The sequence below is a fragment of the Acinetobacter seohaensis genome (assembly GCF_056431365.1).
Map to the genome: position 1 here is coordinate 1 of NZ_JBWKMK010000137.1, position 13,947 is coordinate 13,947.

Consider the following 13,947-nt stretch of genomic DNA (forward strand, 5'->3'; position numbering starts at 1 on the left):
CAGATTCATGCACGCATAGCAGTATTAAACAGATTTACAGAATTAGGTCGTCCTCATACCCAAGTTGTCACTTGAGTTCTGTTCAGATAAGCAGGTGCTGTCTTTTAAATCTTTGTGCAACAAAACCTTTTTGATCTAAATTTCATCAAATTTATCTTATGTGCGGTGATTATCTTTTGTGCTGATGTGGTTTCCCTTTTTGAAAAAGTAAGTCAAATGTAGTGAAAGCCACCCATATTAAAAAAATCTCTCCTAGCCTCTCTTTAGAAAAGAGAAGAACATTCATTATAAAAATTAATTTCATGTAAAAAAGTTAAAAATACGCAAGTTTTCACTTTTTGGCACATCTCCCAAATAAACTTGTGCAAACTTCCCCCTTTGAAAAAGGTGAGCCATGTATGGTGCAAGGAGGGGGTTGAAAAAGAGAAGAATACTAACAGCTCTCACCCCAAAATAATCGGCGCATTGCTCAATTCATTTTGCTGATCAAGCAACTGACGGTCATAAAAAGCATCCAAAATTTCACCAATTTCTTGCACACCTGTTATCACTGCTTGTCGATACTGCTGCTGTGCCAAACCCTGCACAATATGCGCACAGACTTCATCCCACACTTGTTGCGTGGTCGCAGTTTTAATCCCACGGTCAATCACAATTTCCACTTTGCGCTCACACAAATTCAGGTACAGCAAAACCCCACTGTTCAATTCAGTGTCCCAAACACCTAATTCTGCAAATAACTGACGCGCGCGGGCATGGGTATCGACATAATAAGCCATACGCGATGGTAAACAGCCTTCAATCACCACCTGAATTTCCCCCACATGCCCCTGTTCGGCAGCAGTCACTGCTTCTGCAATTGCATGTTGATCCTGCGCATTAAAAAAACGCTTGGTGGCAGGCAAATAAAAAAAATGCTTCAGCCAACGCTTGAAACAGGGTCGCGTCACCGTTTCTGTTTTGGGTTGAGTAATAATCTCTGTTGTATCGGTTGTTGTTACCATGATCCTGATGCTCCTCCCCCACCAAAGCCGCCACCGCCGCCGCTATAGCCACCGCCACCCAAACCGCCGCCGCCAAAACCACCGCCACCATGTCCGCCTCCACGGCCTGCAGAGGACAAAAAAATTTGGAAAATGGTCTGTGCAATCGCAGTGATGAGTAAAAAGAAAATTCCTGCGCCAATCATTAAACTGGTGATTAAGCCTGCACCATTGACCAAACCTGCCACTGTACCTGCCACGGCAGCAGTTGAAGCACTTAAGCGTTTTCCAACAATCAGTGAGCCAATTACCCCTGCAATTAAAATAAATAAAGCAGTGCTCAAGGTTTTTTCACGCGCCTGTTGTTCTTGCAAGGCTTGTTCCTGACGCTGTTTCAGTTCTTGCGCTGCCTGTGCCGCAACTTCGGGGTCTAAGTTTAAAATCCGTTCAATTTCTGCCAAGCCTGCGTCAATGCCTTGAGCATATTGCGCTTGTTTAAAATAGGGGGTAATACGCTGGTTAATTATCCGACTGACCACAATATCGGGCAGCACACCCTCTAAACCATAACCCGTTAAAATCTGAATACGGCGGTCATTGACTGCAATTGCCATTAACACACCATTGTCTTGCTTGGCAGAACCGAGCTGCCATTGTTCTGCGACCCGCATGGCAAAATCAAAAATATCTTCCTGCCCTGTGGTCGGTACAATCACCACACCAATTTGTGCTTTGGCGTGTTGATGTAAATTTAAAATCCGCTGGCTGATTTGCTGTTTTTCTGCAGCAGTGAGCAAATTGGCTTGATCGACCACGGGCTGATTCAAGGTCGGCAAAGCACGGATGGATTCACCCTCTGCCATATCATTGGCAATTTGCGGTTGCTGAACTGGTGTTTCCGCAGGTGCTTGCTGAGTGCTCGATGTAGGCTGACGTGAGTTTGCAAGATCTGGGATAGGGTTGGCACTTTGAGGATGCTGTTGCTGCACAATTTTACCCAGCACCACAGCTTCGGCAGTTTCATCGGTTGCGGTGGTAACTTCACTATATGCCAAGCCACTAAAACACATGACAACCATCAGCAGCAGCATCTGCACTAGATTTATACAGGTCTTGCTGTGCAATTGCAGCATCCAGGCATCCTCCTAGGCGTTATTCAAACGAAACTTTCGGTGCTGTTTGTGCGCTTTGTTCGGCACTGAAGTTTGGTTTGGTGTCCATACCAATGACTTTTGCGGTCATCACTTGCGGGAACTGACGTGCATAGCTGTTAAAGTCTTGCACTGTGCTGATGTAACGGTTACGCGCCACGGCAATACGGTTTTCTGTGCCTTCTAGTTGTACTTGTAAATCACGGAATTGCTCATTGGCTTTTAAGTCTGGATAATTTTCAGACACCGCAATTAAACGTGATAAGGCACTGGTCATTTGCGCCTGTGCTTCTTGATATTTCTGGAATAACGCAGGGTCTTCCAATACCGACTTATCCACTTTTAAGCCTGCGACATTGGCACGTGCCTGAGTCACTTCAGTTAATACCTGTTCTTCGTGTTTAGCATAGCCTTTGACCACATTCACCAAGTTTGGCACTAAGTCAGCACGACGTTGATATTGGTTTTGGACTTCTGACCAAGATGCTGTTACTGCTTCATCTTTCACTTGTAAGGTGTTATAGCCACAGCCGCTTAATGTCAAAGTACTGGTTAAAGCCACCGCAAGCATGGTTTTTTTTGTGAAATTCATAGATTAACCTCTAAATTTTCTTTGTATTTGTTTGAAATGATTTCATTCTAACGTGAAATTCTGACCTGTTTGTGTATTTTGTTTAATCGAGCGAATCACCAAACTGTTTACATCAAACAATAACCTTGTACAGCAGATTGAATTAATATTGATGGTACTTCTCTTACGTCATATATGGTTCAAGGTTGGGAATATATACCAGAAGAAGATGAGCTGGATAAAATATCCAATAAAAAAGGACTGAATTCCTTAAAACTCAGCCCTTTCTAGATCTAAGCAAAGCAAACTCGTTTAGAGCTCTAAATAATCTAAAATACCTTCTGCCGCCTGACGACCTTCCCAAATTGCAGTCACAACCAAATCAGAACCACGCACCATATCGCCCCCTGCAAAAATTTTCGGGTTAGTTGTTTGGAACTTAAATGTTTGCTGTTCTGCTGCCACTACACGACCTGAACCGTCAACCCCAACATTGGCAGAGGCAAACCAATCTGCAGGACTGGCACGGAAACCAAAAGCAAGCAAAACGGCATCTGCAGCTAAAACTTCTTCGGAACCTGGAACAGGCTCTGGGCTGCGACGACCACGGCTGTCTGGCTCACCCAATTGCGTGGTCACCACTTTTACACCTGTGACCTTGCCATTTTCTCCGACAATTTCAATTGGTTGACGGTTGAATAAGAAATTCACCCCTTCTTCACGGGCATTGGTCACTTCACGGCGTGAACCTGGCATATTGGCTTCATCACGACGGTAGGCACAGGTCACTTCTTGCGCACCTTGACGAATTGAAGTACGGTTACAGTCCATGGCAGTATCACCACCACCCAGTACAATCACTTTCTTGCCTTCAACACTGATGTATTCTGCTGGGTCTTTTTCCCAACCTTGGCAACGGTTAACATTGGCAATCAAGAAATCCAGCGCATCATAAACGCCATCTAAATCTTCACCGGCAAAGCCACCTTTCATATAGGTGTATGTGCCCATGCCCATAAATACCGCATCGTAATCTGCAAGCAGTTGTTCAATGGTGATATCTGTACCAATTTCAGTATTTAAACGGAATTCAACCCCCATGCCCGAGAAAATTTCACGGCGGCGTTTCATCACGTCTTTTTCCATTTTAAATTCTGGAATACCAAAGGTCAGCAAGCCACCAATTTCAGGGCGTTTGTCAAAGACTACAGGCTTTACTCCGTTACGCACCAAAATATCGGCACAGCCCAAACCCGCAGGCCCTGCGCCAATAATCGCCACTTTTTTATCGGTCCACTTCACATGCGACATGTCTGGACGCCAGCCCAAAGCAAAAGCAGTATCATTGATGTACTTTTCAGCATTACCAATGGTGACTGCACCAAAGCCATCGTTCAAGGTACATGCGCCTTCACACAAACGGTCTTGCGGACAAACACGTCCACAGACTTCAGGCAAGGTATTGGTTTGATGACACAATTCTGCTGCCTGAAAAATACGACCTTCCGAAATTAGTTTAAGCCAGTTTGGAATGTAGTTATGCACAGGGCATTTCCATTCACAGTATGGGTTACCACAACCCAAACAACGATGGGTCTGATTAGCCGCTACTTCTGCAGTAAACGGTTTATAAATTTCCACAAACTCATTTTTGCGGACATCGAGATCTTTTTTCTCTGGATCTTGGCGTGCTACATCCAGAAATTGAAAGTCATTATGTAGGCGTTCTGCCATGTCTTTCTCCGTAGGTGGATGTGGATAACGCGACATTTACACTGGGTATAAGTCTAAAGTTATCCACATCTGCCGAATGTGAGTCGTGGATTATTGTGGATCTGCTTGGGTAGTTTTTAACAAAGTCTGCAAGTTTGCAGCTTTTGGTTTTACCAACCAGAATTTACGGCTATAGAAATCAAACTCATGGCGGATTTTGTATGCCCACGCACTGCCTGTTTCTTTAATATGTTCATCTAAAATACGGCACAAGAACTCTTTATGTTCTTCCATCGATTCAGTTGAGATACGGTTCAGCTCAATCAGTTCGTGGTTGTAACGGTCAACAAAGTCATTATCTAAGTCCAGTACATAGGCAAAACCACCTGTCATACCTGCACCGAAGTTATGTCCCACTTTGCCTAATACCGTGACAATTCCGCCAGTCATATATTCACAGCAGTGGTCGCCTGCCCCTTCAATCACAGCGAAGGCACCTGAGTTACGCACCGCAAAACGCTCACCAGCAGTACCCGCAGCAAATAATTTACCACCAGTAGCACCATATAGGCAGGTATTACCAATAATGGCCGTATTCTGCGTTTGGAATGGCGAACCTTTTGGTGGGAAGATGGAAATACGTCCACCCGCCATGCCTTTACCAACATAGTCATTGGCATCGCCTTCAAGTTTGATATGCAAACCACCTGCATTCCAAACACCTAAAGATTGCCCTGCAGTACCTGTAAGATTCACTTTGACAGGATGATGTTCCATGCTCAAGTTACCATAACGACGAGCAATTTCACCTGAAATACGTGCACCAATAGAACGGTCACAGTTGCTCACGTTAAAGTAATACTCGCCGCCCGTACCTGCTTCAATTGCAGGCAACATCTCTGCAATCATTTTTTCAGCCAAGACGCCTTTGTCAAATGGTGCATTGCCTTCAACCTGACAGTATTGCGCTTTGCCTTCTGCCGCAGGGTGTGATTCTAACAAGGCACTTAAATCAAGATGTGCATGTTTTTCAGTTTCACCCGGTAAAATTTCCAGTAAGTCGGTACGGCCAATCAAGTCTTTTAAGCTCGCCACACCCAATGCCGCTAACCATTCACGAGTTTCTTCAGCAATAAATGTGAAGAAGTTGATCAGCATTTGTGGTTCACCAATATAGTGTTCCTGACGCAAATGATCTTGCTGCGTTGCTACACCAGTAGCACAGTTGTTTAAGTGACAAATACGCAAATATTTACAGCCTAAAGCAATCATTGGGGTTGAACCAAAACCAAAGCTTTCTGCACCTAAAATTGCAGCTTTAACGACATCTAGGCCAGTTTTTAAACCGCCATCGGTTTGCACACGAACTTTGCCACGTAGGTCATTCACGCGCAAAGCTTGGTGCGCCTCGCTTAAACCTAATTCCCATGGCGAACCTGCATGGTGAATAGATGACAATGGCGATGCTGCAGTACCACCATCATAACCTGAGATGGTAATGAAGTCGGCATAGGCTTTAGCGACACCTGCGGCAATTGTACCTACACCCGGTTCAGATACCAGTTTTACTGACACCATGGCTTGTGGATTGACTTGTTTTAAATCAAAAATCAATTGTGACAAGTCTTCAATCGAATAAATATCGTGGTGTGGTGGTGGAGAAATTAAAGTCACACCCGGTACAGAGTAACGCAAACGTGCAATCAAGCCATTCACTTTACCGCCTGGTAACTGACCGCCTTCACCCGGTTTTGCACCCTGTGCCACTTTAATCTGCAACACTTCTGCAGAGGTTAAGTAAGCAGGTGTTACCCCGAAACGCCCTGAAGCAATCTGTTTAATTTTCGAATTACGAATTGTGCCGTAACGCGCTGGGTCTTCACCGCCCTCACCTGAGTTTGAACGTCCACCAATGGTGTTCATGGCAATGGCAATGGCTTCATGTGCTTCTGGCGACAATGCCCCTAAAGACATCCCCGCTGAGTCAAAACGTGGCAAAATTTGCTCAACCGATTCTACTTGATCTAAGGCAATTGAATGGTCTGTTTTCAATTTAAAGAGATCACGAATGGTCGCAATAGGGCGATTGTTCACGATTTCTGCATATTCTTTAAAATCTGCATAATTGCCTGAACGCACTGCTTTGTGTAAGGCATTGATCACATCTGGGTTAAAAGCGTGGTATTCCTTGCCAAAGACAAATTTCAGCAAACCACCCTGATCAATTGGCTTACGTGATTTCCACGCAGTGTCTGCCAGTTTTTTCTGATCATTTTCAAGGTCGGCAAAAGTAGCACCCTGAATACGGCTCGGTACACCAATAAAGCAGGTATTCACCACTTCAGCAGACAAACCAACCGCTTCAAATAATTGTCCACCACGGTAAGAGGCTACAGTTGAAATACCCATTTTTGATAAGACTTTGAGCAAGCCTTTTTCAATGCCTTTGCGGAAATTACTTTGTGCATAGACTGGGTCACCCAATAACTCACCTTTGGCAATCAAGTCATTGATCACATCATAAGCCAAATATGGATATACCGCTGTTGCACCAAAACCGAGCAATACTGCAAATTGATGTGGGTCACGAGCAAAGCCAGTTTCGACAATAATGTTGGCATCGGTACGTAAACCGACTTGTATTAAGTAGTGATGCACCGCACCAGTCGCCATGACCGCATTGGCAGGCAAGTAACCTTCACGGATTTTTTTATCGGTGAGTACCAATAAAGTTTTACCCTCACGCACCGCTTGTGCAGCAGTTTCGCAAATCCGTTGAATCGCAGCTTGCAAACCTTCATTTTCAGCATAGTTCAGATCGATGTCGGCAATTTCATAGCCTTTACGACCCAAAGTGCGAATTTGGTGCATTTTAGAATTGGTCAACACAGGACTTGAGATAATCAAGCGGTCTGCATGTTCTGGACCTTGCTCAAATACGTTTTGTTCACGGCCTAAACAGGTTTCCAAAGACATCACGATAGATTCACGCAATGGGTCAATCGGTGGATTGGTTACCTGTGCGAACTGCTGACGGAAATAATCCGACACATGGCGTACCTGACGCGACAATACCGCCATTGGCGTATCATCACCCATGGAACCAACGGCTTCCTGACCGCTTTCTGCAATTGGACGCAATAACTGGTCACGTTCTTCAAAGGTCACCATAAACATTTTTTGTGCAGCTTTTAAGGCATCGCCTTTTAAACCGTGATCACATAAATATTCTTCAAGCTCTGGGCTACCTTGTAAACGGATTGAATTTTCACGTAACCATTCACGATAAGGACGCATTCTTTTCAGATGGTTATTTACATCCTGCGTATCGAGCACTTTGCCAGTAAAGGTATCCACCACCAAAATTTGACCAGGACCAACACGTCCTTTAGAAATTACATCTTCAGGCTCATAACCCCACACCCCAATTTCAGAGGCCAAAGTAATGTAGCCATTTTTAGTGATCACCCAACGTGCAGGACGTAAGCCATTACGGTCTAACATACAGATGGCATGACGACCATCCTGAATCACTAAACCTGCAGGGCCATCCCACGCTTCCATATGTTTAGAGTTAAATTCATAGAAAGCGCGTAAATCGGCATCAATGGTTTCGACGTTCTGCCATGCAGGCGGAACCAACATACGCAAGGCACGGAATAAATCCATTCCGCCACCCACCAGAATTTCCAGCATATTGTCTAAACTTGAGGAGTCTGAACCTGTACGGTTTACAATTGGGTTTAGCTCTGTCAAACCTGGTAATAATGGATTTTCAAATTTAGGGGTACGTGCCATTGCCCAATTACGGTTGGCGGTAATGGTGTTGATTTCACCATTGTGTGCTAAATAACGGAACGGCTGTGCCAACGGCCAACGTGGCAAAGTGTTGGTCGAGAAGCGCTGATGGAACACCACAATATGTGATGCCAGACGTTCATCGGCAAGGTCGGTATAAAAGTCTGCAATCGCTGCAGGCATCATCAAACCTTTATAGCTGATCACGGTTGAGCATAACGTGGTCACATAAAAATATGGATCAGCAGTCAATTGCTGCTCGGCACGACGACGTGCCAAGAATAATTTACGGTTAAATTCAACCTCAGTCACCCCCAATGGGCAATTGACAATAATTTGCTCAAACGCAGGCAAAGAGTGCATGGCAATTTCGCCCAATGCCTCATTATTGGTTGGCACCACACGCCAAGCCAATACTTTACAGCCTTCTGCTTCAATTTCTTTGGTCAGGATATTTTTAGCATGTGTCGCTAAGGCAGGGTCGAGGTTCAGAAATACTGTACCCACTGCAAAAATTTCGCTCAGAGTAATGTCACTTAAGCGTTTTGCTTCTTCGCGGAAAAATTGCTTTGGCATCGCCAACAGCAAACCACATCCATCGCCCGTTTTACCGTCTGCGGCAATACCACCACGGTGGGTCATGCAACTTAAACTATGAATGGCAGTCTTGACGAGATCATGGCTTGCATCACCCTGCATATGGGCAATTAAACCGAAACCACAGTTATCTTTAAACTCATCCGGTTGGTATAAACCTTGAGCGGGAGCTACAGTATTAGGCGATGGCATGTGCATAGCGTACCCTTCTTTTACTTGCCCAATTGGGCCAATTAAACAATCTGTTTTTGCGATTTAACTCAATTTACAACTCTAAACATCAACCTTGGGTAAATGAAATGTCACACATTTATTTCAATCAATGCCGATTAAAAAGCCTGAGTAACCGATCCATCATTTACGCAACTTTTACACTTTAATGTAACAGGCAAATTTGACAGTTTCGCACAATTATTGAATCTTTTTTGCGCCAAAATAGGGACAACAACTCAATTCACGCACCAATAAAAGCAAAAACAATGCCAACTTTATTTTTGATTCACACATGAGCCAAATCTCAGCTTGAACCCTAAAAATGTAAAATCAGATCACATTTTTAAGTCAAATTCGCACTATTTTTGTGCATTTCATTATTTTTATACACCATGCTGCGCCATTTTAGAACGCATTTTTTAGTGAGAAGGATCATTTTTTTAGATCAAATTGGTGCAATTGAGCCAAAATAGCTCAATGTAAATAACAAACAAAAAGGATAAAGCTCAAGTAGCTATTTGAATGACTCGACTTGAGCTAAAAGAATATTGGAAGTGTTTATGATTAGTTGACATACTCCCACCACCAAACTAAGAGTTATGGTGGGGGAATCTTTGCGACCCATGTAATCTTAGAGATTACACCTTTCGATACCGCACTGCGCTGACAGTATGGCGGTACAGGAACTCTTTATACAACACTATGTCCTAGTGCATCAGCTAAAGCGAAATTGCGTATATTTAGGCTTGCATTCAAATCACGGTCATGCACTGTTTCACAGTCAGGACATTGCCATTCTCTTATGCTTAGTGGCAATTTTGTCATGGTGTATCCACAACATGAGCATGCTTTAGAGCTTGGTACAAATCTTCCAATTTGCAGAATATTCTTGCCAAACCATTTCGCCTTGTATTGCAATATCGTAAGAAATTGACCCCAAGCTACATCTGAAATAGACTTCGCTAATTTTCGATTCCTTACCATGTTTTTTATCCCTAAATCCTCTACAGCATACGTGGTCGCTTGGTTTTCACAGATCAAGTGATGCGTTAGTTTGTGATGTAGGTCTAAGCGTTGCAAACGCACTTTTTCATGGATGAATGCAACACTTAATTTTTGACGCTGATAACTCTTAGATTCTTTCTGTTTTCGGGCAAATATTTTTTGCTGTATAGCTAAGCGATTTTGAGCGTGCCGTAAGTATCTTGGGTTTTCAACTTTATCACCATTAGATTGAATGAGCATGTGATTCAAACCCATATCAATTCCAATAGTTTGATCGGGTTGAACTGTTGTTGGTGCAACAAGCTCTAACTCAGACTCGACTAAGATCGAAGCATAATACTTACCTGTTGCTGTTTTACTAATGGTGACAGTTTTAATTTTCCCATCAAATGTCCGACTAAATACAGTTTTTATCCCTTTAATTTTGGGTAGATGTAGTAAACCATGCTCAAAGCTCACCGTTGCGTGTTGAGGGCATTGATAAGACCGTTGAGGTACTTTCTTGGACTTAAACCGTGGATAGCCAACAATATGACTCAATGGGCGTTTTTCATCAGGTTTTGGCTTGTAGCCTTTAATCTTCCTAAACTCAATCTTGCCTTTCTTCAATCGCTGAAAGAAATTGTTATAAGCGGTATGCAGATGAAGTAATCCACTAAGAAGTGATTGACTGTTTACTTCATTCAACCATTCAAATTCAGGTTGCTTCTTCATTGCAACCAATTGGTCTTGAATATCCTTTTTTGATAATAATTTTTGAGTTTCTGAATGGGCTTTGGTTTGAAGAGCTAAAGCCCAATTGAAAATAAAGCGAGTGCATCCGAAGTGCTTTTCAAACTGCACTTTCTGTTGAGAATTTGGATAGATGCGATATTTATACGCTTTCAAAAAAGGTTGTTTCATGGTTATAATTTAACAAATTAATTGCTTAGTGTAAATATAATGAAATCACATTATCACTGTGTTTATAAGCTCACATATCATTTAGTGTTAGTAACAAAATATCGCAAGAAATGCCTTTCAAATGAAATGCTCAATCGGCTTGAAGAAATCATAAAAAAGAACTGTACCGATTGGGAAATTGACTTGATCGAGTTCAATGGTGAAGCCGATCATGTCCATATATTGTTAGATATGCACCCGAATATCATGCCAAGCAAATTCATTAACAATCTAAAAACAGTGTCAAGCCGACTGATACGCAAAGAATTTGAGGAAGAACTAAAACCGTATTATTGGAAGCCTGTACTTTGGACGAGAGCATACTGTCTACTCACAACAGGCGGGGCTACAATTGATGTAATTCGGGAATACATCCAAAACCAAGAAAGACCTGAATGAAATAGCGTGCTATCCATCTCCATCTAAATCACAGATTATAGATGGAGAATTCCGCACATTAGTTAAAAGGATCGCGCACTTCAGGTTCAGGTGCATCTGGCTGAGCAGGTGCTGTACCACTTTGTGATTTTTGTACATCAACGACATTACCCTCCTGATCACGGCGGGTAATTGTAGTGCTAGTGGTACTATTTTGCGGTGCAACAGTCTGCGTAGTCGGTGCAGTCGTTGTGGTTGTAGGTGGACGTGCCAAAGCACTTTCATCTATTTTAGGCACAGCTGCAGGACGTAAATTTACCGCATATAGCTTAGTGCTCAGCCCCATTTCATCTGCACTTAAATCATTGACATAAGGACGATAGTCAGCAAATTGTACCACAACAGGCTGAATCGTTTCAGGAAATTTAAATGGCAATGCGGTCAAAGTCTGTGCAGCGTCGCGTTTATTGCCAAAACTGCCATATAACATCACATATTGTTCAGCCTGCCCCTCACCGCTTAAACGGATATAAAACAGCTTGCTCCGATCTGTTTGCTTTTTAATAAAACTTTTAATGATGTTTTCATCATTGACCCGAAACAGTTCAATCGTGCTATTATTTTTTTGTTCCTGAATATATTTAGTACCGCGAAACTCAGCCTCATGCAAACCAGAAGCCGTCAAACGCGTGGTGAGTTCCAAAGGGCGGACTTCTTCTTGCAAGCCACCCAAATAGGTGGTTGCAGCAACCTTTTCGGGTTGAATTTGTAATTCAATTTCAGACTCTGGTTGTTTTTCAATTTCAACCAGTTCTTCACGGTCTGTCACCGCCCAAAAAATCAGTGCCGCCAATAAACACAGCACCGCGCCCAGCAACCAAATTGACTGTTGAATTTTTTGCCAGTGTGTACGCAGTGCTGTCATATGCTGCCTTTTATGCTTGATTGGCTAAAATCGCCTGTTTCATCAATTCTAAGTCAAACTCTTTGGTGATGATGGCTTGACCCAATTGCTTCATGAGCACCAAACGTAATTGACCATTCAGCACTTTTTTATCGTGTGCCATATAAGCCAAAAACTGATCCAGTGGAATTTGCGGACATACTATCGGTAAATTGGCACGAGAAATGATATTTTTTGTACGCTCTACATCTGCGACAGAAATCCAGCCCATACGCTGTGATAAATCGGCTGCCATCACCATCCCTGTCGCAACAGCTTCACCATGTAACCATTTACCATAGCCCAAATAAGATTCAATCGCGTGTCCGAAGGTGTGCCCAAGATTCAATAAAGCGCGTTCACCTTGCTCTTTTTCATCATTAGCAACAATACGTGCTTTATGTGCACATGAACGATATACCGCTTCTGCCAGTACAGCAGGATCACGCGCCACTAATGCTTCCATGTGCGTTTCAAGCCATTCTAGAAACTCGACATCACCCAAAAGCGCATATTTAATGACTTCGGCTAAGCCTGCAGACAACTCGCGCTCAGGTAAAGTATTCAGTTGCGACATATCGGCCAGCACCACTTGGGGTTGCTGAAACGCGCCAATCATGTTTTTACCCAATGGATGATTAATCCCTGTTTTGCCACCGACACTTGAATCGACCTGCGACAATAAAGTGGTCGGTACTTGAATGAAGTACACTCCACGCTGAAAACTTGCCGAAGCAAAACCTGCCATATCGCCAATCACGCCACCGCCCAAAGCCAGCACCGTACAATCACGGTTAAAACCAGCTTCCAGCAAGGCATCAAAAATAAGAGTGAGATGCTGAATATCTTTGTATTTTTCTCCATCAGGCAAAATACAGGTTGCCACTTTCTTACCAAGTGCTTCAACAGCCGTCACATAGTGACTTAAATACAAAGGTGCAACCGTGGTATTAGTCACTATCATGACTTGCTGACCTTTAATATAAAGTGCAAGTAATTCTTGGGGCTGAAGATCACTGCCAATAAAAATAGGGTAACGGCGATCGCCGAGTTCAACGTGTAAAGTCTGCATGAAAAAGTCGCTTTCTACCTAAGATATTTGCTCTGAAACAATCGTATTTAAGATTTTTTGCGCCAAATCTCGCGCAGCACCCTGATTGGTTTCAATAATATAATGCGCCACCTCACGATACAACGGATCACGCACTGCAAGCAAATCACGTAATCTTTGTTCGGGGTTTTCGACTTGAAGTAAAGGACGGTTTTTATCGCGATAAGTTCGCTGAAGTTGAATTTCGACAGGGGTATATAGATAAACAACAATACCACGTTGTTTTAAGAAGTCTCGATTCGGGGCTTGAGTCACCGCGCCGCCACCTGTAGCAAGTACAAGTTTATGCCGTGTGGTTAACTCATCAATAACCGCTGTTTCACGACTACGAAACCCTTGTTCACCTTCTTTTTCAAAGATCCAAGGGATCGTAGCGCCAGTTTTGCGTTCAATTTCATGATCACTGTCTAGAAATTCACGCCCTAACAATTCCGCCAAATGGCGTCCTACAGTGGTCTTGCCTGCCCCCATCGGCCCTACCAAATAGATATTTGGTAGGGTGTCAAACTCTTTGCTTAGCAAGGAGTCACCTATAAATTTTG

At 43.3% G+C, this 13,947-nt stretch carries 10 protein-coding genes; 1 reads left to right on the top strand and 9 read right to left on the bottom strand.

All coding sequences use genetic code 11. From position 1 onward, the window contains the following. Positions 1–443: 443 nt before the first annotated feature. From AC07E5_RS12865 to AC07E5_RS12890, 6 genes are all read right to left on the bottom strand, one after another. Positions 444–1,004 (bottom strand): TPM domain-containing protein, encoded by a 561-nt coding sequence (locus AC07E5_RS12865; protein ID WP_498625599.1) that lies wholly within the window; start codon positions 1,002–1,004, stop codon positions 444–446. Further along, positions 998–2,116, bottom strand: coding sequence for a TPM domain-containing protein (locus tag AC07E5_RS12870; RefSeq protein ID WP_498625600.1), 1,119 nt, complete (start codon positions 2,114–2,116; stop codon positions 998–1,000). The genes AC07E5_RS12865 and AC07E5_RS12870 overlap by 7 nt, the downstream gene beginning before the upstream one ends. A gap of 19 nt (positions 2,117–2,135) precedes the next feature. Further along, entirely contained in the window at positions 2,136–2,726 is a 591-nt protein-coding gene (locus AC07E5_RS12875) for a LemA family protein (protein WP_019836149.1), read from the bottom strand. A 291-nt stretch (positions 2,727–3,017) separates the two neighbouring features. Continuing rightward, positions 3,018–4,439, bottom strand: a complete 1,422-nt coding sequence (locus AC07E5_RS12880; RefSeq protein ID WP_498625601.1) for an FAD-dependent oxidoreductase — start codon at positions 4,437–4,439, stop codon at positions 3,018–3,020. A 90-nt stretch (positions 4,440–4,529) separates the two neighbouring features. After that, positions 4,530–9,005, bottom strand: coding sequence for a glutamate synthase large subunit (gene gltB, locus AC07E5_RS12885; RefSeq protein ID WP_498625602.1), 4,476 nt, complete (start codon positions 9,003–9,005; stop codon positions 4,530–4,532). 711 nt (positions 9,006–9,716) lie between these two features. After that, positions 9,717–10,934: an RNA-guided endonuclease TnpB family protein gene (locus AC07E5_RS12890; protein WP_178319367.1), complete on the bottom strand. Its 1,218-nt coding sequence runs from the start codon at positions 10,932–10,934 to the stop codon at positions 9,717–9,719. A gap of 39 nt (positions 10,935–10,973) precedes the next feature. Here AC07E5_RS12890 and tnpA point away from each other — a divergent pair, with 39 nt between their 5' ends. Next, positions 10,974–11,372 (top strand): IS200/IS605 family transposase, encoded by a 399-nt coding sequence (gene tnpA, locus AC07E5_RS12895; RefSeq protein WP_178319366.1) that lies wholly within the window; start codon positions 10,974–10,976, stop codon positions 11,370–11,372. 58 nt (positions 11,373–11,430) lie between these two features. Here the strand turns inward: tnpA and AC07E5_RS12900 are convergent, their stop codons facing one another. Genes AC07E5_RS12900 through aroK form a run of 3 tightly spaced genes read right to left on the bottom strand, consistent with a single transcriptional unit; the run spans position 11,431 to position 13,927 of the window. After that, positions 11,431–12,276: a hypothetical protein gene (locus AC07E5_RS12900; protein ID WP_498625604.1), complete on the bottom strand. Its 846-nt coding sequence runs from the start codon at positions 12,274–12,276 to the stop codon at positions 11,431–11,433. A gap of 10 nt (positions 12,277–12,286) precedes the next feature. Then, positions 12,287–13,366: a 3-dehydroquinate synthase gene (gene aroB, locus AC07E5_RS12905; RefSeq protein ID WP_154320250.1), complete on the bottom strand. Its 1,080-nt coding sequence runs from the start codon at positions 13,364–13,366 to the stop codon at positions 12,287–12,289. 18 nt (positions 13,367–13,384) lie between these two features. Further along, entirely contained in the window at positions 13,385–13,927 is a 543-nt protein-coding gene (gene aroK / locus AC07E5_RS12910) for a shikimate kinase AroK (RefSeq protein WP_004974468.1), read from the bottom strand. Between the last annotated feature and the right edge of the window lie 20 nt (positions 13,928–13,947).

Coding starts and splice junctions, on each gene's coding strand:
- AC07E5_RS12900 (WP_498625604.1), bottom strand. CDS start 12,276: ATGACAGCACTGCGTACACACTGGCAAAAAATTCAACAGTCAATTTGG.
- aroB (WP_154320250.1), bottom strand. CDS start 13,366: ATGCAGACTTTACACGTTGAACTCGGCGATCGCCGTTACCCTATTTTT.
- AC07E5_RS12865 (WP_498625599.1), bottom strand. CDS start 1,004: ATGGTAACAACAACCGATACAACAGAGATTATTACTCAACCCAAAACA.
- AC07E5_RS12875 (WP_019836149.1), bottom strand. CDS start 2,726: ATGAATTTCACAAAAAAAACCATGCTTGCGGTGGCTTTAACCAGTACT.
- AC07E5_RS12880 (WP_498625601.1), bottom strand. CDS start 4,439: ATGGCAGAACGCCTACATAATGACTTTCAATTTCTGGATGTAGCACGC.
- gltB (WP_498625602.1), bottom strand. CDS start 9,005: ATGCCATCGCCTAATACTGTAGCTCCCGCTCAAGGTTTATACCAACCG.
- tnpA (WP_178319366.1), top strand. CDS start 10,974: ATGAAATCACATTATCACTGTGTTTATAAGCTCACATATCATTTAGTG.
- AC07E5_RS12870 (WP_498625600.1), bottom strand. CDS start 2,116: ATGCTGCAATTGCACAGCAAGACCTGTATAAATCTAGTGCAGATGCTG.
- AC07E5_RS12890 (WP_178319367.1), bottom strand. CDS start 10,934: ATGAAACAACCTTTTTTGAAAGCGTATAAATATCGCATCTATCCAAAT.